The organism is Pelagimonas sp., from assembly GCF_058892305.1.
In genome coordinates this window covers 58,886-79,825 of record NZ_JBZXVN010000052.1, presented here as the reverse complement: position 1 = coordinate 79,825, position 20,940 = coordinate 58,886, and the positions used below count along the sequence as shown (strand labels likewise).

Below are 20,940 nucleotides of genomic sequence, written 5' to 3'. Positions count from 1 at the left end.
GGCAAATCCTTGCCCTGAACCGCACGCACATAGACCACGTTTTCGTGGTTCAGTTTGTCGAAATCATACTTCTCGAACATATGCCTCAGCCTTTCTTGATCTGGATCGTCTGCACAACCGTTTCCGGACGGCTCATGGTCAGATCCACATGTAAAAGCCCGTTTTCCATTTGGGCTTCACCAACCTCGACACCATCGGCCAACACAAAACTGCGCTGGAACTGGCGCGAGGCTATACCACGATGCAGGAACACCCGTTCGCCGCCATCGTCCTTTTGTCGACCCCGGATGACCAATTGACGGTCCTCTACAGTGATCGAAAGATCATCTTCACCAAATCCGGCCACGGCCAGCGTGATCCGATAGGCGTAATCTGCGGTTTGTTCGATATTGAAAGGCGGATAGCCTTCGCTGGATTTTGCGGTCCGCTCCAGCAGACGCTCCAGTTGCTCGAAGCCGAGCATATGGGGATAGGACCCCAAAGTCAGTTTGGTCATCGACACGTCCTTTTGCAAAGCGACCGTCACACAACGTGGTCCCATCTTGGCAACCCCGTTTCTAGAATATGGGAAGCTCAATGCCGCAGCGCAAGACCTTTGCGCCAAAGCGATTAATTCGCTATCATATAATCCAGTAATATTTCAGGGGGTTCTCTTATGAACGCGCCGACCGATCTGTCCATGAAAAACGAGGATGTGCTCCGGGTTGAACTTGAGGTTTTCAAGCAGGAACACAGTGATCTCAACGTCGCCATTAGCGCCCTACAGGCCACCGGAACCTTTGATCAGATCACCTTACAACGTCTGAAAAAGAAGAAATTACAGCTTAAGGACAAGATCGCCCTGATCGAAGATCGCCTATTGCCTGATATCATCGCCTGACATGCGTCTGGTTGGGGGGGATGAGACAGACGGGGATAGGTTGCACGGCGGCACCATAACGCTGCGCGCGCCTCGCGCTGGTGATGCCGAGGCGCGGTTTACCTTGGGCCAAGACCCGACCATCATCCGCATGTTTGGCAAAGACCCGGCCGAGCTCCCCCCTTGGAGCCGCGAAGCCGCCTTTGATTGGGTCGCCGAAATTCAACGCCACCCCCATGCGTGGATCATCGAACGGGACGGTGCCTTGGCGGGATCAATCCGGCTCAACAACGTCAATCCCAAAGATGCCAAGGCGCGCTTGGGAATCGGATTGGTCAATCACACCCAATTGGGCCAAGGGATCGGTCGCGGGGCGATCACTCTTTTGCTCGACCATGCCTTTGGCAAGATGGCGCTGAACCGTGTTTATTTGCGTGTCATCGAATACAATACCCGCGCTATCCGCTGCTACGAATCCTGTGGCTTCCGACGTGAAGGCGTTGAACGCCAATCCGCGCGGGTTGGCGACACATGGCATGACGATGTCCTCATGGCAAAGCTGGCACAGGATCACCGCGGTTAAACGCGCCGCATTGCCCTATGCGCCTGCCTGCCTATAGTGCGCGCTTCTTCGCATCTGAGGGACGATCATGAGCGCAGCACAAACCACACCCGTCAAAGTCGGCATCATCATGGGTAGCCAATCGGACTGGCCCACCATGAAAGAGGCCGCCGATGTTCTCGAAGAACTGGGCGTCGCGCATGAGGTCAAGATCGTCTCGGCCCACCGCACGCCGGATCGGCTCTGGGACTATGGCAAAACCGCCGTTGATCGTGGCCTTCAGGTGATCATCGCCGGGGCCGGTGGTGCCGCGCATTTGCCCGGTATGATGGCGTCGAAAACGCGGGTTCCTGTCATTGGCATCCCGGTTCAAACCCGCGCGCTTTCCGGCGTCGATAGCCTCTATTCCATCCTGCAAATGCCGCGCGGCTTTCCGGTTGCGACTATGGCCATCGGGGCGGCGGGGGCGAAAAACGGCGGTCTGATGGCCGCTGGTATTTTGGCGCTTCAGGACCCGGACCTTGCCGCACGTCTTGATCAATGGCGCAGCGACCTCTCCGCTTCTATCGCCGATGAACCCGACCGCGATCTTGTCTAAGGGCAAAAACCCCTAAAATCGGGGCAAATCGGACAGATTGCCCCGTAATGCCCCCCTTGGCCCCCTTGCGCAAACGGCGGTTTCGCCGCATCAAGCGCGCAACGCTACAGGAGGCCCATCATGACAACTCCCCTCGCCACCGGATCGACCATCGGTATTCTCGGAGGCGGCCAACTTGGCCGCATGTTGTCAGTTGCCGCCAGCCGCCTTGGCTTCAAAACCCATATATTTGAACCAAGCGCCAACCCACCCGCCGCCGACGTGGCACATCGGGTGACCACCGCCTCTTACGAAGACGCCGACGCCCTGCGGGCCTTTGCCGATACGGTCGATGTTATCACCTACGAATTCGAGAATATTCCAACCTCCGCGCTGGACCTGCTCGAAACGCTGCGCCCCATTCGCCCCGGCCGCGAAGCCCTGCGCATCAGCCAAGACCGCCTGACAGAAAAGGCCTTTCTCGCCGATCTGGGTCTTAGCATCGCCCCCTTTGCCGATGTCACCGACACCGCCAGCATGCAAGCTGCTGTCGAGAAAATTGGCGCGCCGTCGATCCTGAAAACCCGTCGGTTTGGCTATGATGGCAAGGGTCAAGCCCGCCTCAAAACCGCCGAAGACGCCGCAACGGCTCTGGCCGATATGCAAGGTGCCCCGGCGGTTCTCGAAGGGTTTGTGAACTTTACGTGCGAGATTTCGGTCATCGCCGCCCGCGCAATTGACGGTCAGGTCGCGGCCTATGATCCCGGTGAAAACGTCCACCGCGACGGCATCCTGCACACGACAACAGTACCGGCCAAAGTGCCGTCGCGCTTTCTCACCGACGCGGTTTTGATGGCCGGTCGCATTTTGAATGCGCTGGACTATGTCGGCGTCATGGGCGTCGAATTCTTTGTGACTCCTCAAGGGCTTGTCATCAACGAAATCGCACCACGCGTGCATAATTCCGGCCACTGGACGCAAAACGGCTGTGTGTGTTGTCAGTTTGAACAACACATCCGCGCGGTTTCCGGTTGGCCGCTTGGTGACGGACAACGCCACTCCGACGTGCAAATGGAAAACCTCATTGGCGATGACATGGACAAAATGCCGGAGCTGATGGCCGATCCGTCCTGCGCCCTGCATCTCTATGGCAAAGCGGATGTGAAACCGGGACGCAAAATGGCCCACGTCAATCGGATCACCAAGGGCTAGGGGCGCGCCCAAATTCCGTGCACGGAATTTGCAAAACTTTTGCAAAAGTTTTGGGGTCGCTCAGACAAAGCGTTGTGCGACCTCGCCACTCATCCACGCCACTTGCCCGCCCGCAACCGTCGCGACAATCCGGCGATTGCTTTGATCCATCACAATGAAATCCGCCCGCAGTCCCGGTTCAAGGCGACCCCGGTCTTCCAGTCCAAGCAAACGCGCCGGGCCGTCAGAGACCAACCGCCACGCCGCAACCTCATCCAACAGACCAAGCTCAACACAGCGCCACGCCGCGCGTGCCGGTGATGGATAGTGATAATCCGACGCCAATGCATCACAAAGCCCCGCCCCGATCAAATCTTGCGCCGAAGCATTGCCCGCATGGCTCGCCCCACGCACAACATTCGGGGCACCAAGCACAATGAACTCGCCCGCATCACGGGCCGCCTGCGCCGCGTCTAATGTCTCTGGAAATTCAGAGACATGCGCCCCGCGCGCCCGCCATTCGGCGCGATCGGCGGCGGTGTGGTCATCATGGCTCCCCATGGTGATCCCCTTGGCGGCCAACCGATGTGTTAGCGCATCCATCGCCGGGCCAACCTCGGCCCCGCGCCCATGCAAATCGAGCAAAAGCTTAAAGTAATCCTCAGGATTCCGACGACTTTTGAGCGCCTGCCCGGTCAACCTTGGTGGCTTGCGCCCTTCGGCCAGACGCGCGTGCGGCAAGTGATCGTTGAACACAACATAACCGACACCAAATTCATCAATCACCGCCTCAGCCGCGTCCATTTCATCCAAATAATGCGTTTCAAGCCGCAATTGCAGCCGCATATCAATGGGAACGCTGGTGCGCATCACCCGCACCGAGTCAAACACCTCGCGGGCGAAATCCGGGCCGCGCAAACCGCCTTCCCAGCTCCAAAACTGGGCCAAGACAGCGGTTGTAATGCCATTCGCGGCCAGCTCCGCCGCAACCGCCACCATACCCGCATCGCGTTCACGCAGCGCCCCACGGCGCGGGGCCATGTGGCGTTCAAACCCATCGCCATGTACGTCTATGATGCCCGGCAAAACGTCATAGCCCGTCAGGTCAATCTCACGCCCATCCGCCGCGTCAACAAAGACGCCACCGGACACCGCCAAGGGCGCGCTTTCCCAGCCATCGGGCCGTAAAACCCGCGCACCTTGCAAGGTTACGTCAATGCTCATGCGGTTCCTCCGGGCAAATTCCAACCAGACAGGTCAACATGGCCGGGGTGACGTCGTCGGTCCAATCAAGCCCCGGATCAAAGCGCCCTTCGCGCAAAAACAGCGCCACCTGCGCCATGCTCATTGGGTCCTGCATGATAAACGTATGGGTGACCGGCAAAACGATATGCGCATCCATGCCTTCAATCCGGGTCGAGGCCACGGTGACCTTGCCATCGTCCTCGCCGGGCAAGATCGCCGAAAACGCCGGGTTGAGCGAGTTTGTCCCGGCTATCACCCCAAGCTCAAACCCCACAGGGGGCAATCGCGCCGGCACGCCATCCGGACCCGTGCGCAATTGCAAACCGGCCGGGCCGTTGATCCACTCAAACGGGGCCCAATCACCCAGCTCATCAACGATTTCACTGCCTTGATTGGGTGGGGCCAGCATCACAACACGGCCAAGCCAATCTGGCGACGTGTCCTTTAGATAGGATCGCAACAATATCCCACCCATAGAATGGGTGACCATATGAACGGGGCGCGATTTGCATTGGGCCACCGCTTCGGGGATCACCTGAATCAACTCTTCGATCGGGGCCTCGGTTGACGGGTAATCCGCCACAACCACGTCGTAACCCTGCACTTCCATCACCCGCGCCATAAGCTCAAAGGATGTGCCGGTTCGCGCCAACCCATGCAGCATAACGATACATTCGGCCCGAACAGGGGCCGCAACACACAAAAGCAAGACAATGAGATATTTCATGGCGCTTGAAGTAAGCACCCTGCCCGCCTTAGGAAAGGGATAAAGGAGCCAGACATGAACAATCGCCCCATCCGTTTGGCCGTGCGTGGCATTATTTTGCACGAAAACCGGGTCCTTTTGGTCAATGCTTGGCCGCCAAGCAAGAGCGGACAGCAGTCTGATCTTTGGTGCGCGCCCGGTGGTGGCGTTGAAAAGGGGCAATCACTGCCCGACAATCTGGCCCGCGAAATCATGGAAGAATGCGGGTTTCACGTCGATATTGGCGCGCCCTGTCTGATCAATGAATTTCACAATCCTGACGACGGTTTCCATCAGGTTGAGGTGTTTTTTCGCTGTCAGATGAGCGGTGACATGCCGTCTGTTTGGCAAGACCCGGAACAGGTGGTGACCAAGCGACGGTTCTTTGGCCGCGATGAGGTACAGGCCCTGCGCCTGAAACCCGAGAGCCTGCGCCGAATCCCTTGGACCGATGAAATCGCCTATGACGCTTTGGAGCGTTTGGTGAAATAACTCGGTCCGATGATCGACACTGCGACCCCGCCAAGGATGATGAGTGTCGCCAAAATGGCCTTGGTCGACAGGATTTCGCCAAGCATCAACACCCCGCCAAGCATCGCTATCGGCGGAACCGTTAGTTGCGCCACCGCCCCAACCGAGGCCCCCAAGCGTGGCAAGATGCTATACCAAAGCGCATAGCCAAGGCCCGAGGTCGCCGCGCCGCTTATCACGGCCAAGGTCGCCCCGCGCGCCGTGATCACACTTTCGGGCACGCCCATCAGCGCCCAAATCACCAGCGGAAACAGCAAAGCCGCCGCCGCAAAATTGACCGCCGTATCGCCCAAGGCGTTGCCGCTCCCGCGCCCAACAAGCGAATAAAGCCCCCAGCCGATCCCGGCGATGACCATCATCACAACGCTGTATTTGCTATCCGCGATGCCTTGCCACGGCCAAACAAGGTAGATCAGCCCACCCAACGCCACCAAAGCCCCGGCAACACGCAACCCCGGCAGGGGTTCGCGCAACACCGCCGCCCCGGCAAACATCGCCACTTGAACCGTGCCAAACAGCAATAGCGCGCCCAAACCGGCATCCATGCCAACATAGGCCGCCGTGAACCCAACGATATAGGCCAGCAATCCGATGATGCTCAGCGCGCGTTTGCCCGACACCAAGGTCATGTCGCGACGCAGCCAAAGGCTCAGCCCGACCAGAACAACCGCCCCGGCCCCCAACCGCAAGGCCCCAAAGCTCGCCACATCAATATCGCCCGCGACCAAAGCCTCGCGGGTCAAAAGCGAGTTGGCGGCAAAGGCGACCATGGTCAGCGCGGTCAAAAGGAAAAGTTGCGTTTTTCCCACCCTAGGGTCGCACCGGGAAACGATGGCCGTCTTCGGTGATCAGGATCAGCCGGTCGCCATTTTTCACATACATATCGCAGCGGGTCGATTCATTCAGAAACTCGATACAGACCGCGCCCTCGGGGGTGATATCCCAATAGCCATAGGCCGATCCGCCGTCATTGGCATAGGTGTAGCTATAGCGTCCATCCTCGTAGTAATGCGATTGCCCATCGTCATAAAAGGTCAGAACCTCGCCGCGCAGACGCCCATCCAGCCCCTCAAGATCAAAGGCCGCATCCCCTTGTTTCATGGCAAACCCGTCGGCCAAGGCCGGTCCGGTCAAAACCATCATCACGAGCAAGATCAAGCGCATAAGCTCCTCCTTAGATGAGCTTATCTTAGCCAGCGCTGACATTCCCGTCACGATCACGCGACCATTTTTTCCGCATTTTTCAGATCAACCGAGACAAGCTGACTTACGCCTTGTTCCTGCATGGTCACACCATACAACCGATCCATCCGCGCCATGGTCACCGCGTGGTGGGTGATGATCAAGAACCGCGTATCGGTACGGCGGCACATCTCATCCAACATGTCACACAAGCGGGTCACGTTGGCATCATCAAGCGGCGCGTCGACCTCGTCCAACACACAGATCGGCGCGGGGTTGGCAAGGAAAACGCCAAAAATCAGCGCCAGCGCGGTCAGGGTCTGTTCCCCGCCTGACAAAAGCGACAGCGTCGAAAGCTTCTTGCCCGGTGGTTGGCACATGATCTCTAGCCCGGCCTCAAGCGGATCATCGCTTTCGACCATCACAAGATTGGCCTCGCCGCCGCCAAACAGATGGGTAAAGAGCATGCTGAAATTGGCGTTGACCTGTTCAAACGCGGTCAAAAGCCGTTCGCGTCCCTCGCGGTTCAGGCTGGCGATACCGCTGCGCAGGGTCTTGATCGCCTCTTCAAGGTCGGACTTCTCCTGCACCAAGTCATCATGCTCGGTCTGAACTTCGCGGGCGTCCTCTTCGGCACGTAGATTCACCGCCCCAAGCGCATCGCGTTGGCGTTTCAGGCGCGCCACATCATGTTCGATCTGGTCCGAGGCGGGCATGTCATCGGGCGTTTTGTCGAGCTGTTCCAACAAGGCATCCGGCCCACAGTCGAGCTCTTCTGTGATCCGTTCCGACGCCGCCGCAACGGTTTCCTGCGCCGCCTCGGCCCGTGCTTCGGCCCGTGCACGGGTTTCACGCGCCTCACCGGCCAACCGCTCGGCGTCGCGCTCCTCGGTGATCGCATTGCGCAAGGCGGTTTCCGCGACACTCAAGGCGTCGGTCGCCTCGGCCTTGCGCACCTCGGCCTCTTCGATCCCGGCTGATAGCTCCTCGCGCTTGTCGCTCAGCTCTTCTGGAACGGTGATCGCCTCTTCCAACTCTTCGATGCTGGCCTCTTTGCGATCCGCCAATTCACCGGCGCGCTTTTCCGCCGTTTCCAAACGGTGCCGCCAGCCGGACAACTCCTTGGTCACCTGCTGGCCACGCCCCTTGCGGGCCTCACCCTCGCGGCGCAATTCGTCATGGGCTGACCGCTTGGCCATCATCGTCATCCGCGCCGCTTCAACGGTCACTTTGATGTCTTCGACCTGACCGCGGGCCTCGTCCAAATCGTCCAAATCGGCCAAGGCGCGTTCGGCCTCGTCCAACTGTTCGCGCGCGGTTTCGATTTCTTCTTCATAGCGGCGCACCGAAAGCCCGGCGCTTTCCAGTTTGCTTTCCGCCATGTCGCGATCGGCTTCGGCCCGGTTGAATGCTCGGTTGGCTTGGGTAAGCTGTTGATCGGCCTGCCGCCGGGCCTCACGCGCGGATTTATCCGCCGCCGTAAGTTCGGCCATACGTGCCTGCAACGCCTCATGTGCCGACCGTGTGCCATCCAAATGCGCCGTGGCCGCCGCCATTTCCTGCTTCAACCCTTCAAGCCGGTTCAGCTGCTCCAATCGTAGCGCCGCCGCCGAGGGTTGGTCTTCGGCCCAGGCGCGGAACCCGTCCCAGCGCCACAAATCGCCTTCAAGCGTCACCAATCGCTGACCCGGCTTCAAAAGCGCCTGCAACCGCGCGCCATCATCCGCGCCAACAAGGCCGATCTGGTCCATACGCCGCGCCAAAACATCCGGCACCGACACATGTTGCGACAGTGCCGTCACCCCATCAGGCAAGGCCTGAGTATCATCATAGGCCGGTAGCACAGACCACCCGGTTGGCCCATCCGCCTCAACCTCAGGCGCACGTAAATCATCGGCCAAAGCCGCGCCAAGCGCCTTTTCAAACCCTTGCTCCACCTGCAGTCGGTCAAGAATCTGACCCCCTTCGGCAGTGTCCCGTTCCAACAAACGCGCAAGCGCCGTGACCTCGGCCCTAAGCGCGTTCATCTCGCCCTCGGCTTCGGACCGTTCCGCCCGCGCTTCGGCCTCGCGGGATTGGGTTTCGGCCCGTGTCTCTTCGGCATTGGCCAACAATTCCTCGGCCCGTTCCGCCATGGCCTGCGCATCCTCTTGCGCCTGCTCCGCCGTTTCGGCAGCTTCGCGTGACGTGTCCAAAGTCAGCGTGGCTTGCCCCACCGCCTGACGCGCCCGCGTGACTTCGCCTTCGGCGCGATCCATGGATTTCCGGCTATCGGCAACAAAGCGTTGCGCCGATTGGTGCCGTGCTGACAAGCGCGCCACATCTTCGGTGCGCTGGGCAAGGTCGGCCTCGCGTTCGTGCAAAATACTACCGGCTTCCGATGCCATCTCCGCCGCCTCTTCTAGGCGATCGTCGTGCCCTTCGGCGGCCTTTTCTAGCTCGCGCGCCTCCCATTGCAATTGCTCAATGGTTTCGCCCGCATCCCGGTTCAACCCAGCCTCGCGCTCCATGTCACGGTCAAGCTGTTCGATCCGCCGCTTGAGCGTATTGATCGCCTCAACCGCGCGTTTTTCCTGATCCGAAAGCGCATCGCGCTGCACCACAAGCCGTTGCAAGACCGCCGCGGCGATGGCCTCTTCTTCGCGCAATGGCGGCAAGGCTTCCTCACCGGCGGCCCGTTTTGCCGCCGTTGCGATCACAATCTTTTCCGCCTGCGCCGCATGGCCAATCATCTCGCGAAGCTGCGTTTCCGCCGTTAGGCGGGCGTCTTCTGCCTCACGCCAGCGACGGTAAAGCAACATGCCTTCGGACTGGCGCAATTCCTCGCCAATCGCACGATAGCGCGCCGCCTGTTTGGCCTGACGCGCCAATTGCCCCAACTGCCCTGCCAGCTGTTCGACAACATCATCCACCCGCAACAGGTTGGACTCGGCGTTCTTAAGCTTTAACTCGGCCTCGTGACGGCGTTGATATAGTCCCCCGATCCCGGCGGCATCTTCCAAGACCTTGCGACGGTTCTTGGGTTTGGCGTTGATAAGCTCCGAAATCTGCCCCTGCCGAACAAGCGCCGGGGAATGGGCCCCGGTAGACGCATCCGCAAACAACATCTGTACGTCGCGTGCTCGGGTGTCCTTGGTGTTCACCTTATAGGCGCTGCCGACGTCACGGGTGATGCGGCGCACGATTTCAAGCTGATCGCTGTCGTTGAACCCCGCCGGGGCCAAGCGGTCGCTATTGTCGATGGTCAAAAGCACTTCGGCAAAGTTGCGCGCTGGTCTCGTGGCGGCTCCGGCAAAGATCACGTCTTCCATGCCGCCGCCACGCATGGCCTTGGCCCGCGTTTCACCCATCACCCAGCGCAGCGCCTCAAGCAGATTGGATTTTCCGCATCCGTTCGGCCCAACAACCCCCGTTAACCCATCCGCAATCAGCAGATCGGTTGGATCAACAAAGCTTTTGAAGCCTGTCAGTCTGAGTTTGTTAAAGCGCAAAAGGCGTGGCCCTACATGACGTCTGATTCCGTGTGTACCGGTCAGATTGGCGGGTCCTTAGCCTCAGAGTCAACGAAATACACGCCTATTTGGCGGCAACCCGGCACTTGTCCACAAGATATTGCGGCATCGTCACGGAATACAAGTTTCGACTATGGCCCACCCGTGAACGCGCTATAAGGGTTCAGTTGTCTGTAAAACGTAAAGAGAGGTCTTTGTGAAAAACTACGTTTGGGTTGTCTGTATTCTAGGTTTGTCGGCTTGCAGCTCCGCTGAAATTACCACCCCGCCCATCGTCATCAAGCCCAATACGCCACGCAATGCGGTTGGTGTTGACGTCTACGCCCAGCAGCGCGCACAGGGCAATCCCGTACCTCGATTCCGCGGTCAGGAAACCGTTCAAATCCGCACACGAGGCAAAGGTGAAAAGGGCCAAACCGAACTCACCGGTGTCCCCTGTACTTTAGATAGCGGTGTCTACAAAGCGTCGTTTAACACCCCCGCGAATGTTGTTGTTCCTGACTACGGCCCCAATTCCCCCGCGCTCTTTGTGCGCTGTGAAACGGGCGATCAATCCGGGTCCGCCACTGTCAACGCCTACAATTTCACCTCGGCCCAGCGTCATCAGTCAGCAGCAGGAACAGGCGTGTTGGGGGCTATCATTATCGGTGCTGTTGCGGCAGCAAGTACAGATAACGAAAAGGACGAGTTCAAGTATCCGCCGATCACGGTCACGCTCAAGTCTCAGAAATAGAACACACCTTAGCCGGTTATTGGCAGGTCATATACCCGGCTAAGCTTTCCCCACGTTTGTAGAGGTCTTCAATCTCACAGAACACGGTACGGGGTCGCCTAGGGCGTTTGGGAACACGCTCACCTTCGCACTTCAAGCCAACCCACATCATTGCTGGATCGCCTTCGACCCACGCCGCTTTGCAGCTTGTCTCAGCTTCGGCCAATAGGGCGGCTTTACGCGAAATGTCGGGGAACTTCGGAAGCCATTCCGGTGAAATACGAATCATTTCGATCACATTTCCACGGCGGCTCATGGTGAATCTTGACCCATCATAACTTTTCTCGATCTGGGGAGCGCCGCGAAACCCAGGGCCCGCATGTTTGCAAGCTCCAAGCCCAATAATCATTAAAAGCAAAAGGATACGCATGGGTTATTCATGCTTAAAACTGGTTACCAATTGGTTAATCCCGACGGACTTACCCCGCCTTCAAAGATTTCCATTTACATTCCAGTTTTGGAATGCTTATTGTATTCCAGTTTCGGAATATTAATGGAGCCTCCCATGGCCACGCATACAAAACCAGCGGACACCTATTCACCGCTCTACTTCCTCGCCTCGCTGGGCGCAGGGGGTGCAACCGTCACATTCTTCTTGTTCCTGATGTTCTGGGTCCCACATCCCGGCCGCCCTGTCCCGATTTTCGAAGACATCATGACCGCTTTCAACACCGGCGGACCAATGATGCAGGCCGCCATCGTGATCGCATGGATCGGTATTGCTTATTTCACCTTCCTCAACCTCAAAATGCTGGCCTGGAACATGTCGGCCTTCTCGGCCTTCAAACAAACCGACGCCTATCAAAAGCTGATCTCCTCCAACGCGGAATCGACCATTCTTGCCATGCCGCTTGCCATGGCAATGACCGTAAACGCGCTGTTTATCGTTGGTCTGGTCTTTGTCCCCGGCCTCTGGGGCGTGGTCGAATACCTGTTCCCGCTCGCCCTCATCGCCTTTGCCGCCATTGGCGTCTTGGCCTTTAGCCTGATCGGCCGCTTCCTTGGCCGCGTCCTGTCCCAAGGCGGCGTGTTCGACGTCACCGCGCACAACAGCTTTGCCCAACTTCTTCCCGCCTTTGCCGTTTCCATGGTCGCCGTGGGCTTCTCGGCCCCCGCCGCGATGAGCACAAACGCCGCCACCGTCGGCGTCTCGCTGGTCCTCTCAACCATTCTTGGCGTGACCGCGATCCTCTACACCCTGCTTGCGGCCTCCTCGGCGATTTCGTCAATGTTGCAACATGGGACCGCCCGCGAAGCAGGCCCAACCCTGATGATCGTTGTGCCCATCGTCACCGTTCTTGGCATCATGTTCCTGCGCCAAAACCACGGGCTACACACCACGCTCGACGTGCATGGGTCGGCTGGCGAAACAATGATCTTCTTGACCCGTCTTCTGGCGATTCAGCTCGCTTTCCTTGGCCTTGGTGTCGTGGTTCTGCGTGCCCAAGGCTACTTCAACGACTTTGTCATGGGCTCCAAAACCTCGCCCGGTTCCTATGCGCTGGTTTGTCCTGCCGTTGCCCTGTCGGTGATGATTCAGTTCTTTGTGAACAAGGGTTTGGTTGCCTCCGGCCTGATAGCTAAGTTCGGCATCGCCTACTGGGGCGTCACCGGCATCGCCATCGTCGCCCAGATCATCGCCATCGCGCTGATCCTGCGCTTGGGCCGCCAACATTTCAGCACCCAAACCGCCGCTGCGGTTCCCGCTGAATAAGCCCTCTAAAAACACCAAAAGGCCGGGTCATAGTGCCCGACCTTTGCGTTTTCTGTGCCAAAAAAACCCGGAGAGTCTCAGCTTGCTGAGACCGGGCAGCGCCCCATCTGGCCCTTAGAAATCAACCTCAACCCCCGGCAGGTTCAGCGCCTTGATCAGATCGCGCAATTCCTGACGCGCGGCGATATTGGAAATGTTGAGCTGTTTCACCCCAACATCGCGCAAGTCCAATAGGGTTAGCCCGCGTGGAAACAACTCGCGAAAAACCACCCGTTCGTTAAAGCCCGGCGCGATGCGAAACCCGATCCGCTTGGACAGGCGCTCTAGGGCGCTTTCCATCTTCTTCTTGTTGACCATCTGCTGCGCGCCCAAACGGTTGCGCAACACGATCCAGTCAATCGGCTGAAGCCCCGCCTGCGCCCGCAACTGACGCGCAGACCAGACCATTTCAGAATAGACCGACGGGCCGATGATCTTCTCACCATCATTGTCAATCTTGGCCAAAAGGTCGAAATCAACAAAGCTATCGTTCAGAGGCGTGATCAGCGTATCGGCAAGCGAATGCGCGACTTGGCTCAACCGCGTGTGCGATCCGGGGCAGTCGATCACGATAAAATCGGCCTGCGCCTCAAGCTCGGCCACCGCTTGGCTAAGCCGATGATCATAGGCCTTGTCACCATCCGGCGCGTTCTGGGCGTCGGTTGGTGGCAAATCAACATAAACCGGCGTCGGAAGGTCCAACCCCTTACTGTCCAAATACTTGCGGCGGTTTTCAAGATAGCGCCCCATGCTCTTTTGGCGCAGATCAAGATCAAGCGTGCCAACCCGATGACCCATGCGGGCCAATGCGGTTGCAACATGCATAGAGACGGTGGATTTCCCCGCTCCGCCCTTTTCGTTCCCGACAACAATTGTATGTGCCACGATGCGCCTCTTTGGTTATGCCCAGCCTATATATGCCTGTGGAGGGCTGGTTTGATCCTATATCTGGGTGGCCGTCAAGGAAAGACAGGCGCAGCTCATCACCCGCCTCCCGTGTCTTGCGCCCCACAGAGCAACCGGGACCACCAGACATGAAAAAGGCCCGGAACCATGTGGTCCGGGCCTTGATCTAAGTCAGAATTCTGAACGCTTAGTGAAGCTTTGCGCCCACTTCGGCAATCGAGTCGTCGATCAGTTTGCCTGCGTCTTTGGCAGTCATCTGATCGGCAACCACATCTTGCGCCGCCAGAACTGCAACCTTGGCTGCACTGTCGCGCACCTCTTTGATTGCGCTGGCTTCGGCCGATGCGATTTGCGATTCCGCAGCCAAAAGGCGGCGGGCAACCGATGCTTTCATGTCTTCCTTCGCCTGCTCAGCGGCCATTTCGGCCTCTTGCTTGGCATGGGCAACAATGCGCTCTGCTTGCTCAGTTACTTCGCGCGATTTGCGCTCATAGCTGGCCAACAGGGACTGGGCTTCTTCACGCAGCTTGCGTGCTTCGTCCAGCTCGTCGCGAATGCCTTCGGCGCGCTTGTCCAGCATACCACCCAGCATTCCGGGCACTTTGAAATAGGCCAGCACCCCCAAGAAGAGCAGGAAGCCAAGCAGAACAACAAAGTCTGTGTTGCCCAGCGAAAAGAACGGGCCAGAGGCTGCGAAAGCCGGGCTAGCTGTGAGGCCAAGAGCGGCGGGAAGGATCAGCTTTTTCATGTCTTATCCTTTCAACCGGTTGGCAACAGCAGAGGCGACTGTGGCACTATCGGCCTTGCCACCCAGCACGGCCACGATGGCCTCGGCTGTGTCTTTCGCAACAACTTCGACATTTTCCATGGCCGAGGCGCGGATGTCGGCAATTGCCTTCTCCGACTCGGCTGCCTTGGCAGAAATTTCTGCGTCGGCTTTTTCCAGGGCTATGTCGAGCTCTGCTTTAATTTCGTCACGTGTCGCCTGCGCGATGTTTTGCGCTTCGGCACGGGCATCAGCCAGCGCTTTGTCATAAGCGGCTTCGGCTTCTTCGGCCTTGCGCTTAAGATCTTCGGCAGCGGCGATGTCGTTGGTGATCGTCCCCTGACGTTCCGCCAGAACCGACGCAATGCGCGGCAATGCGATGCGTGACAGCACTAGGAAAATCACCACCAGAGTGATCACCAGCCAGAAAACCTGGTTGCCGATCCAGTCGCCGCAAAGCTGCGGCATGCCAACAGCGGACCCGTGCGAATCTACGCAGGAGCTGACGGCTTCGGCAGCGTGTGTATCAGACGCCATATGTCTGTCCTCCGTCGGAACGTTGTCTTTCGATCGGGCGGGTCAAACGATGGTCTGATCCGCCCGCGCGTAAGGATTATGTTCCGTGGATTATACGGCGAACATCAGCAGCAGCGATACGAGGAATGCAAAGATGCCCAGTGCTTCCGCGAACGCGATACCGATGAAGAGTGTTGCTGTCTGACCGGCTGCTGCCGATGGGTTGCGCAATGCGCCGGCAAGGAAGTTGCCTGCAACGTTACCTACCCCGATTGCGGCTGCGCCGGAACCGATTGCTGCCAGGCCTGCGCCGATGTGTGCGAGATCGCCTTCCATATTCCTATCTCCTTACGATTGGAAGTTGAGTAATTGTGGTTTGGCAGGAGAACCCTGCCGAGCCATTAGTGTGACGGGTGCAGTGCGTCTTTGAGATACACGCAAGTCAAGATTGTGAACACGTAGGCCTGGATAAAGGCCACGAGGATTTCCAAACCGTACATCGCGGTGATCGCGAGGATGGACACGGGGCTGATCACGGCGATGGCGGCGAAACCCGCGAAGACCTTGATAACCGCGTGACCGGCCATAACGTTACCGGCAAGACGAATGGAGTGGCTAACCGGACGCACAAAGTACGAGATCAGCTCGATAATCGCCAAGATCGGGCGCAGCGCCAGTGGCGCGCTCGACACCCAGAACAGACCCAAGAAACCAGCACCGTTTTTGACGAAACCAAGGATGGTCACGGTCAGGAACACGGCAAAGGCCAGAACCACGGTCACAGCAAAGTGCGATGTTGTGGTAAAGCTCATCGGGATCAGGCCAAGGAAGTTGGCGAAGACGATGAACATGAACAGCGTCATGATGTAGGGGAAGTAAACCAGACCGTCTTTGCCGGTCACGTCTTCGATCATCTTGTAAACGAAACCGTAGGCGAGTTCGGCAATCGACTGGCTGCGCGATGGCACGATGGCGCGGCGCGAGGTGCCGATGACCATCAGGCCAACGATGGCAAGGATCGCGATCAACATCCACAGGGTCGAGTTGGTGATGGTGAACATGCCAACCGCACCGTCGCCAAACAGTGGCTTGACGATGAACTGATCCATTGGGTGGAATACCAGGCTGCTGCCTTCTGCTGCTGCGGTCTCAGTCGCCATTTTTGTCCCCTTCGGTCGCCCCTTGCGAGGCCTCTTGTGTCTCTTGGATCTCTTTGGCGGTGCGAAGCATTACGTTCACGCCTGCCGCCAGACCCAACATTATAAACAGCACCATAAACAAAGGCGTCGTGCCAAGCAGCACATCAAGCCCGTATCCGATGCCAAAGCCGATCCCTAGACCGGCCACCAATTCCGTCACCATCCGCCAGGCCTGATTGGCCATGGAATAGTGCTCCTCTTGGTGCTTCTTGCCGCCGCCCGGCCCTTTGGCCGCTTCAATCTTGGCTTCCAGCTCTTTTCGCTTCTGCTCAAGATCGGTTTCAGTCACGCAATTCGCCCCAGTTGGAGTTCATGGGGTTGGTATGTCGGCACGCCCCCCGAGTCAACACGCCGTTAACACGCCATCAAAGGCCGATATCTCTTTGATTTAAAGTTATAAAATCAGGACATCCATCGCGCGTGCGATTCCGCCGCAGGGCCTGTTGGCGCTAAATGGGCTGCATTTTCATATTCAACCAAAACGTTGAGTGTCCAAATGCTGCGTTTTCAACCCCTTTGGCGAAATGGCGCACCTTCTTGGATGATCCAATCGCGAAACATCCGAACCGCGCGCCGCCGTTCGGCCTGCGCCTCAAGGAGAAGCTGATACGAGCCGCCGCGCAGCCCGATGTCGAACAAACGGACCAGATCACCGCGCCGCACATGCCGCTCTGCCACATCCTCGGTGATCAACAAAACACCCAACCCTGCCAGAGCCGCCTCGATCGAAAGGCTGGCGCGCAACCGCCATTCCGGTGCAGGCACCTGATCCGGATCGACCCCAGCCGCGATAAACCAATCCCGCCACGGATCACCTCGGCGGTCGCGGTAGCGACGAAGGGTCACAAGCTCCGCGGGGTCGCTGATATGCCCAAAACGCTGTGGACAGCCATAGGCATAGACCGGCGCATTGGTAATGACATAGCTGATGTGCTCCGGTTGGCTGTGAATGACTGATCGGATCGCCACATCCGCCTCAAAGGCCCCAAGGTCCGCCAACATGCTTGACGCCTCGATGCGCGGCTCCACCTCGGGATAAGCCTCTAGAAACCGCGACAACCGCGGCATAAGCCAGTGTTGCGCAAAGGTCGGCTCACAGCTGATCGTCACAACACCCGACGCCCGGCCGGTCATTTCTTCTGTGGCTTCGGAAATCACATCAAAGACGGGCGAAACCCGCTGCAAGTATCCGCGTCCTTCGGCTGTCAATTCTACGCCACGCGCCACATCGCGAAACAATTGCACCCCAAGCCGCTGCTCCAATCCGCGCACATGGCGGCTGATCGAAGAATGGCTCACGGCCAGTTCTTCAGCCGCGCGACTAAAGCTGCCATGGCGCCCTGCCGCCTCAAAGGCACGCAGGGCATTTAAGGGGGGCAAACTCCGGGGCATGTCATATTTGTGCGTTTTTTGCACAAGAGATGTCAAGGAAGAGCATTTGCCAATGCGTTTAAAAATATGGTGAAAGAGAACATACTCACAAACACACAGGGCCTAAAAATGGCACATGACACAACACCCCGCTTCGTGCGGCGCTGGACGCTTGCACCCTTTTTCACCCTTTTGCGCTCCCTTTGGCCCAAGGAACATGACCCTATAGACGAGGTCCCCAAAGGGTTAAGCGACCACCACCTGCGCGACATCGGCTTCGGCGAGAATGAGATTTATCGCTATCGGCTCAACACCCGCGACCCGCATGGCTTTTGAACATCTGGCAAGAACGGTGTAACGATGCGCCATGACCAGCACACTCGACACCGTCTTTGCCGCTTTGGCCGACCCGACTCGCCGTCGCATTTTGTCGATGCTGCTTGAGGATGACATGGCCGTCACCGATGTGGCCGCCCCGTTTGACATGTCGCTGGCCGCGATCTCAAAACACCTGATGATCCTCGCCAATGCCGGATTGATCAGTCAGGAAAAACGCGGTCGGGTCAAATGGTGCAAGCTCGAGCCGGACGCGATGCGCGAAGCGTCGGTCTGGATGCAGGGGTTTGGCCAGTTTGAGCCGGTCAACCTTGATGCGTTTGAACGGTTTCTTGAGGTCGAACTGGCCGAGCCATCAGACACACCATCAAAGGACGGCCCGCAAGATCAAGCCGATGCCACCTGAGGCTCCTCATCCTTGAGCAACAAGGCCAGCGCCAGCACCGTCAGAGCAACACCGGGCAAAACCATGCCGGACGGAACCTCGCGCCCCAAGGCCAACTCCCATAATATCACCCAGCTTGGGACCAAATATGTATAGGCCATGACCTTGGCACTCGGTAGGCGTAGCGCCGCGTACCGCAACGCCAAAAACGTCAAACCTGTCGCGGCGATTGCGGTGTAAAAGATCGTGACCCAAACGATGTTCGGCATGTTAACCCAATCCGCCGCCACAAGGTTTGAGCCCGCCCAAAGACACAGGATAATCGCTCCGGCCCCCAAAACACCGGTGGTAAAGGCCAACGCCGGTTCCCCCCGGCTTAGCACCCGCACCAAAGGCGCATAAAGCGCATGTGCGATGCAGCCCCAAAAATAGATCATCTCGCCTTTGCCGATTTCAAACCGCATCGCCAAGGCCGGATCACCGCGAAAGATCACCCACAAGGCCCCAATCCCGCCAATCACAATCGCCAAGGCCATGCGCGGAGTCGTGATTTGTCGGATCAGAATACAACCAAACAATGCCGTGAGCGCCGGGTTAAGCGTGAAAACCGCCGCCATGCTCACCGGTGCAGCGGTCTTCAACCCCTCGAACATTGTGACAAAGTAAAAGGCGAATAGCCCGGCAAGAACAAAGTAGCGCCACGGCGCGTTCCAAACCTGACGGCTCATCCCGCCGGTGATCCAGGCCGCGAGGCCCATCATCACACTGGCCACCACAAAACGCACCGCGTTTAAAACCTCGGGCTCAATGTGCCCGGCCGTCATGCCGCCAAGCGAAAAGGAACCCGCAACGAGGGCCGAAAAACCCAACATCGCCAAATGTCCGCGCTGCGGGTCAGTCAGCCGTTGGTTCATGCGTCAAGCTCTTTGGCGCTGTATTCTTTTAGATGTTTGAGGAACGCCTGAACTTTGGCGGTGCGATGCAAGTCCACATGGGTCACCAACCACATCGGCGCGCTCCAATCCTCCTCAGGGGCCATGACCTGAACCAACTCGGGGTGTATCGCCGCTTCGCTTACCCGCAAAAACCCGATCCCGGCACCGGCCAAAATCGCATGAACAAGCGACCGCCAATCGGTTCCGCGGAACATCACATTGTCAAAGGGCACATGCTTCATCAGCCACACCTGAAACGGGGCGCGCGTGTCTTCACTGTCCTGACCAACAAAGCGATGATCCTTTAGATCAGCGGTGGTTTTTGGCATTCCATGCTCGGCGATATAGCTTTTGCTGGCATAAAGCGCGATTGGTTGCCGAATAAAGGGCTGAACAACATTGTCTGGCTCTGAAGGCACCGAACCGGCGCGCAATGCCACATGGGCTTCGCCATATTCCAGGCGGAAAAGCCGATCACCGGTTAGAAACCGCACCACAACGTCGGGGTATTTGCGTTGAAAGCTGGCCAATGCGGGAACCAAAAGCGGCGCAAAAGATGCAATTGAGGTCACCATCAATTCACCGGTCACATCATTGCCGCGCCCTTTGATCCGACCTTCGAGTTGCGAAAACTGATCATCGGTGGTTTGGGCCACACGCAACAGGTCATCACCGGCTTCGGTTGGCGTATATCCACGCGTGTGTCGTTGAAAAAGCTTCACGCCTAGCCGCAACTCCAGGGAATCAATATGGCGAATAACCGTGGCGTGATGCACGCCCAAACGCTCTGCCGCTCCGCTCACTGTCCCCATTCGGGCCACATGAAAAGCTGTCCGGATTTCGTCCCAATTCTGCATAGCACCCTCGCCTTAGGATTTTTCTTTATGAAAAGGAATTCGGCCTTCCCAACCAGATTACAAGCCCTACGCGGAACTCTCCTGACAAAAAGAAACAGCGGCCTGCTACCAGACCGCTGTCTCCAAAAACTTTGACGTATGACCGGGTAAATTCCTCAGCCATATTGCCAGTGCTTAGTCGGTACCCGAAGAAGCTGCCAGAGCGGCACCAACGAGGATAACACCAGCTGCTGCTGCAACGGCACCAGTGGCCCCAAGACCCGAAGAGGAAGCTGCAACTGGAACAGCGTCATATACATCATCTACAACGTCTTCGACGGGGGCGTCCATGCCACCGGCGGATGCTGCAGTTGCAACGGCGGCCGAAACCAGCACAGAAGCGATCAGCTTTTTCATTTTCAATACTCCATCATGAATAGCGACTTCAGGGCGATTCGTAGCGGATTTGGCTAGAAACTACCAGCGAAATTCCGTGGCAGATGTGTTGTTTGGCGATAACCCACCTATTGCGTGCGCGTTTTGCAACGGTCAGATAAAACTGTCAGTATCCGTTTTACCACTCAAAAGCCCCTCAACTTGACTCTATTCCCTCATCGGCGTACACCGCACCCACTATCCGGGAGAGTTGTGTCTTCCGGTCCCTTGGGCTTGCCCGGGATCGCCCTCCGTCAGCGCGTTGCGCCCACGGGGGCCATCATGCTTTGGGCTCAAGTCCTGTAGCAAGGGGGTACCACGACGCG

Annotated in this window: 26 protein-coding genes; 9 read left to right on the top strand and 17 right to left on the bottom strand. The window is 57.9% G+C overall.

Annotation, left to right across the window (positions count from 1 at the left end; all coding sequences use genetic code 11):
• Window positions 1-85 precede the first annotated feature (85 nt).
• On the bottom strand, window positions 86-496 hold the full coding sequence (locus AC5EFR_RS20315) for an Hsp20 family protein (RefSeq protein WP_299926736.1): 411 nt from the start codon (window positions 494-496) through the stop codon (window positions 86-88).
• A gap of 159 nt (window positions 497-655) precedes the next feature.
• On the opposite strand from AC5EFR_RS20315, the gene AC5EFR_RS20310 reads away from it, so the two are divergent.
• From AC5EFR_RS20310 to AC5EFR_RS20295, 4 genes are all read left to right on the top strand, one after another.
• Window positions 656-880, top strand: coding sequence for a YdcH family protein (locus tag AC5EFR_RS20310; RefSeq protein ID WP_493577557.1), 225 nt, complete (start codon window positions 656-658; stop codon window positions 878-880).
• A gap of 1 nt (window position 881) precedes the next feature.
• On the top strand, window positions 882-1,442 hold the full coding sequence (locus AC5EFR_RS20305; RefSeq protein ID WP_493577556.1) for a GNAT family N-acetyltransferase: 561 nt from the start codon (window positions 882-884) through the stop codon (window positions 1,440-1,442).
• Window positions 1,443-1,509: 67 nt separating this feature from the next.
• The gene (gene purE, locus AC5EFR_RS20300; protein WP_299935645.1) at window positions 1,510-2,019 is read left to right on the top strand and encodes a 5-(carboxyamino)imidazole ribonucleotide mutase; all 510 of its coding nucleotides are present in this window, start codon (window positions 1,510-1,512) and stop codon (window positions 2,017-2,019) included.
• Between the two features lie 120 nt (window positions 2,020-2,139).
• Window positions 2,140-3,210: a 5-(carboxyamino)imidazole ribonucleotide synthase gene (locus AC5EFR_RS20295; protein WP_493577555.1), complete on the top strand. Its 1,071-nt coding sequence runs from the start codon at window positions 2,140-2,142 to the stop codon at window positions 3,208-3,210.
• A gap of 60 nt (window positions 3,211-3,270) precedes the next feature.
• Here the strand turns inward: AC5EFR_RS20295 and AC5EFR_RS20290 are convergent, their stop codons facing one another.
• Both AC5EFR_RS20290 and AC5EFR_RS20285 read right to left on the bottom strand, forming a co-directional pair.
• On the bottom strand, window positions 3,271-4,413 hold the full coding sequence (locus AC5EFR_RS20290; protein WP_493577554.1) for an alpha-D-ribose 1-methylphosphonate 5-triphosphate diphosphatase: 1,143 nt from the start codon (window positions 4,411-4,413) through the stop codon (window positions 3,271-3,273).
• A complete protein-coding gene (locus tag AC5EFR_RS20285) occupies window positions 4,403-5,161 on the bottom strand; it encodes an esterase/lipase family protein (protein ID WP_493577553.1) in 759 nt (252 codons plus the stop codon). The genes AC5EFR_RS20290 and AC5EFR_RS20285 overlap by 11 nt, the downstream gene beginning before the upstream one ends.
• Before the next feature lie 54 nt (window positions 5,162-5,215).
• Between AC5EFR_RS20285 and AC5EFR_RS20280 the strand changes: the two genes are divergently transcribed.
• A complete protein-coding gene (locus tag AC5EFR_RS20280) occupies window positions 5,216-5,671 on the top strand; it encodes an NUDIX domain-containing protein (RefSeq protein ID WP_493577552.1) in 456 nt (151 codons plus the stop codon).
• Here AC5EFR_RS20280 and AC5EFR_RS20275 read toward each other — a convergent pair.
• The 3 genes from AC5EFR_RS20275 to smc are packed head-to-tail and all read right to left on the bottom strand — an operon-like array spanning window position 5,641 to window position 10,383.
• Window positions 5,641-6,495, bottom strand: a complete 855-nt coding sequence (locus tag AC5EFR_RS20275) for a DMT family transporter (protein WP_493577551.1) — start codon at window positions 6,493-6,495, stop codon at window positions 5,641-5,643. The two genes, AC5EFR_RS20280 and AC5EFR_RS20275, sit on opposite strands and share 31 nt — an antisense overlap.
• A 25-nt stretch (window positions 6,496-6,520) precedes the next feature.
• A complete protein-coding gene (locus tag AC5EFR_RS20270; RefSeq protein ID WP_493577550.1) occupies window positions 6,521-6,874 on the bottom strand; it encodes a hypothetical protein in 354 nt (117 codons plus the stop codon).
• 53 nt (window positions 6,875-6,927) lie between these two features.
• Window positions 6,928-10,383 carry a chromosome segregation protein SMC gene (gene smc / locus AC5EFR_RS20265; RefSeq protein ID WP_493577549.1) on the bottom strand — a complete coding sequence of 1,152 codons (3,456 nt, stop codon included), beginning with the start codon at window positions 10,381-10,383 and terminating at the stop codon, window positions 6,928-6,930.
• Between the two features lie 217 nt (window positions 10,384-10,600).
• Here smc and AC5EFR_RS20260 point away from each other — a divergent pair, with 217 nt between their 5' ends.
• Window positions 10,601-11,137 carry a hypothetical protein gene (locus AC5EFR_RS20260; RefSeq protein ID WP_493577548.1) on the top strand — a complete coding sequence of 179 codons (537 nt, stop codon included), beginning with the start codon at window positions 10,601-10,603 and terminating at the stop codon, window positions 11,135-11,137.
• A 16-nt stretch (window positions 11,138-11,153) separates the two neighbouring features.
• Here AC5EFR_RS20260 and AC5EFR_RS20255 read toward each other — a convergent pair whose 3' ends face one another.
• Entirely contained in the window at window positions 11,154-11,432 is a 279-nt protein-coding gene (locus AC5EFR_RS20255; RefSeq protein WP_493577547.1) for a hypothetical protein, read from the bottom strand.
• 249 nt (window positions 11,433-11,681) lie between these two features.
• On the opposite strand from AC5EFR_RS20255, the gene AC5EFR_RS20250 reads away from it, so the two are divergent.
• Entirely contained in the window at window positions 11,682-12,890 is a 1,209-nt protein-coding gene (locus AC5EFR_RS20250; protein WP_493577546.1) for a TsoY family (seleno)protein, read from the top strand.
• Window positions 12,891-13,004: 114 nt separating this feature from the next.
• Here the strand turns inward: AC5EFR_RS20250 and AC5EFR_RS20245 are convergent, their stop codons facing one another.
• From AC5EFR_RS20245 to AC5EFR_RS20215, 7 genes are all read right to left on the bottom strand, one after another.
• Window positions 13,005-13,814 carry a division plane positioning ATPase MipZ gene (locus AC5EFR_RS20245; protein ID WP_493577545.1) on the bottom strand — a complete coding sequence of 270 codons (810 nt, stop codon included), beginning with the start codon at window positions 13,812-13,814 and terminating at the stop codon, window positions 13,005-13,007.
• Window positions 13,815-14,022: 208 nt separating this feature from the next.
• On the bottom strand, window positions 14,023-14,583 hold the full coding sequence (locus AC5EFR_RS20240; RefSeq protein WP_493577544.1) for a F0F1 ATP synthase subunit B: 561 nt from the start codon (window positions 14,581-14,583) through the stop codon (window positions 14,023-14,025).
• Window positions 14,584-14,586: 3 nt separating this feature from the next.
• Window positions 14,587-15,138 carry a F0F1 ATP synthase subunit B' gene (locus AC5EFR_RS20235; RefSeq protein WP_493577543.1) on the bottom strand — a complete coding sequence of 184 codons (552 nt, stop codon included), beginning with the start codon at window positions 15,136-15,138 and terminating at the stop codon, window positions 14,587-14,589.
• A 90-nt stretch (window positions 15,139-15,228) separates the two neighbouring features.
• Window positions 15,229-15,453: a F0F1 ATP synthase subunit C gene (locus AC5EFR_RS20230; RefSeq protein WP_072630388.1), complete on the bottom strand. Its 225-nt coding sequence runs from the start codon at window positions 15,451-15,453 to the stop codon at window positions 15,229-15,231.
• 65 nt (window positions 15,454-15,518) lie between these two features.
• On the bottom strand, window positions 15,519-16,277 hold the full coding sequence (locus AC5EFR_RS20225) for a F0F1 ATP synthase subunit A (RefSeq protein WP_493577542.1): 759 nt from the start codon (window positions 16,275-16,277) through the stop codon (window positions 15,519-15,521).
• Window positions 16,267-16,605 carry an AtpZ/AtpI family protein gene (locus AC5EFR_RS20220; protein ID WP_493577541.1) on the bottom strand — a complete coding sequence of 113 codons (339 nt, stop codon included), beginning with the start codon at window positions 16,603-16,605 and terminating at the stop codon, window positions 16,267-16,269. Before AC5EFR_RS20220 ends, AC5EFR_RS20225 begins: the two co-directional genes overlap by 11 nt.
• A gap of 218 nt (window positions 16,606-16,823) precedes the next feature.
• Window positions 16,824-17,708 carry a LysR substrate-binding domain-containing protein gene (locus tag AC5EFR_RS20215; protein ID WP_493577540.1) on the bottom strand — a complete coding sequence of 295 codons (885 nt, stop codon included), beginning with the start codon at window positions 17,706-17,708 and terminating at the stop codon, window positions 16,824-16,826.
• Between the two features lie 108 nt (window positions 17,709-17,816).
• Here AC5EFR_RS20215 and AC5EFR_RS20210 point away from each other — a divergent pair, with 108 nt between their 5' ends.
• Together AC5EFR_RS20210 and AC5EFR_RS20205 are read left to right on the top strand one after the other, a co-directional pair.
• A complete protein-coding gene (locus AC5EFR_RS20210; RefSeq protein ID WP_493577539.1) occupies window positions 17,817-18,023 on the top strand; it encodes a hypothetical protein in 207 nt (68 codons plus the stop codon).
• A 31-nt stretch (window positions 18,024-18,054) separates the two neighbouring features.
• Window positions 18,055-18,429 carry an ArsR/SmtB family transcription factor gene (locus tag AC5EFR_RS20205; RefSeq protein ID WP_493577538.1) on the top strand — a complete coding sequence of 125 codons (375 nt, stop codon included), beginning with the start codon at window positions 18,055-18,057 and terminating at the stop codon, window positions 18,427-18,429.
• Here the strand turns inward: AC5EFR_RS20205 and AC5EFR_RS20200 are convergent.
• The 3 genes from AC5EFR_RS20200 to AC5EFR_RS20190 all read right to left on the bottom strand — a co-directional run bounded on the left by AC5EFR_RS20200 (window position 18,411) and on the right by AC5EFR_RS20190 (window position 20,596).
• Window positions 18,411-19,322, bottom strand: coding sequence for a DMT family transporter (locus tag AC5EFR_RS20200; protein ID WP_493577537.1), 912 nt, complete (start codon window positions 19,320-19,322; stop codon window positions 18,411-18,413). The two genes, AC5EFR_RS20205 and AC5EFR_RS20200, sit on opposite strands and share 19 nt — an antisense overlap.
• Window positions 19,319-20,200 (bottom strand): LysR family transcriptional regulator, encoded by an 882-nt coding sequence (locus AC5EFR_RS20195; RefSeq protein ID WP_493577536.1) that lies wholly within the window; start codon window positions 20,198-20,200, stop codon window positions 19,319-19,321. Before AC5EFR_RS20195 ends, AC5EFR_RS20200 begins: the two co-directional genes overlap by 4 nt.
• Before the next feature lie 174 nt (window positions 20,201-20,374).
• Window positions 20,375-20,596, bottom strand: a complete 222-nt coding sequence (locus AC5EFR_RS20190; protein WP_493577535.1) for a hypothetical protein — start codon at window positions 20,594-20,596, stop codon at window positions 20,375-20,377.
• Window positions 20,597-20,940 lie beyond the last annotated feature (344 nt).

Excerpts from the sequence above, each read along its gene's own strand:
- AC5EFR_RS20195 (WP_493577536.1), bottom strand. The coding sequence starts at position 20,200 with ATGCAGAATTGGGACGAAATCCGGACAGCTTTTCATGTGGCCCGAATG.
- AC5EFR_RS20250 (WP_493577546.1), top strand. The coding sequence starts at position 11,682 with ATGGCCACGCATACAAAACCAGCGGACACCTATTCACCGCTCTACTTC.
- AC5EFR_RS20295 (WP_493577555.1), top strand. The coding sequence starts at position 2,140 with ATGACAACTCCCCTCGCCACCGGATCGACCATCGGTATTCTCGGAGGC.
- AC5EFR_RS20280 (WP_493577552.1), top strand. The coding sequence starts at position 5,216 with ATGAACAATCGCCCCATCCGTTTGGCCGTGCGTGGCATTATTTTGCAC.
- AC5EFR_RS20235 (WP_493577543.1), bottom strand. The coding sequence starts at position 15,138 with ATGGCGTCTGATACACACGCTGCCGAAGCCGTCAGCTCCTGCGTAGAT.
- AC5EFR_RS20240 (WP_493577544.1), bottom strand. The coding sequence starts at position 14,583 with ATGAAAAAGCTGATCCTTCCCGCCGCTCTTGGCCTCACAGCTAGCCCG.
- AC5EFR_RS20305 (WP_493577556.1), top strand. The coding sequence starts at position 882 with ATGCGTCTGGTTGGGGGGGATGAGACAGACGGGGATAGGTTGCACGGC.
- AC5EFR_RS20215 (WP_493577540.1), bottom strand. The coding sequence starts at position 17,708 with ATGCCCCGGAGTTTGCCCCCCTTAAATGCCCTGCGTGCCTTTGAGGCG.
- purE (WP_299935645.1), top strand. The coding sequence starts at position 1,510 with ATGAGCGCAGCACAAACCACACCCGTCAAAGTCGGCATCATCATGGGT.
- AC5EFR_RS20210 (WP_493577539.1), top strand. The coding sequence starts at position 17,817 with ATGGCACATGACACAACACCCCGCTTCGTGCGGCGCTGGACGCTTGCA.
- AC5EFR_RS20310 (WP_493577557.1), top strand. The coding sequence starts at position 656 with ATGAACGCGCCGACCGATCTGTCCATGAAAAACGAGGATGTGCTCCGG.
- AC5EFR_RS20200 (WP_493577537.1), bottom strand. The coding sequence starts at position 19,322 with ATGAACCAACGGCTGACTGACCCGCAGCGCGGACATTTGGCGATGTTG.
- AC5EFR_RS20225 (WP_493577542.1), bottom strand. The coding sequence starts at position 16,277 with ATGGCGACTGAGACCGCAGCAGCAGAAGGCAGCAGCCTGGTATTCCAC.
- AC5EFR_RS20205 (WP_493577538.1), top strand. The coding sequence starts at position 18,055 with ATGACCAGCACACTCGACACCGTCTTTGCCGCTTTGGCCGACCCGACT.
- AC5EFR_RS20255 (WP_493577547.1), bottom strand. The coding sequence starts at position 11,432 with ATGAGCCGCCGTGGAAATGTGATCGAAATGATTCGTATTTCACCGGAA.
- AC5EFR_RS20285 (WP_493577553.1), bottom strand. The coding sequence starts at position 5,161 with ATGAAATATCTCATTGTCTTGCTTTTGTGTGTTGCGGCCCCTGTTCGG.
- AC5EFR_RS20290 (WP_493577554.1), bottom strand. The coding sequence starts at position 4,413 with ATGAGCATTGACGTAACCTTGCAAGGTGCGCGGGTTTTACGGCCCGAT.
- AC5EFR_RS20270 (WP_493577550.1), bottom strand. The coding sequence starts at position 6,874 with ATGCGCTTGATCTTGCTCGTGATGATGGTTTTGACCGGACCGGCCTTG.
- AC5EFR_RS20190 (WP_493577535.1), bottom strand. The coding sequence starts at position 20,596 with ATGAAAAAGCTGATCGCTTCTGTGCTGGTTTCGGCCGCCGTTGCAACT.
- AC5EFR_RS20230 (WP_072630388.1), bottom strand. The coding sequence starts at position 15,453 with ATGGAAGGCGATCTCGCACACATCGGCGCAGGCCTGGCAGCAATCGGT.
- AC5EFR_RS20315 (WP_299926736.1), bottom strand. The coding sequence starts at position 496 with ATGACCAAACTGACTTTGGGGTCCTATCCCCATATGCTCGGCTTCGAG.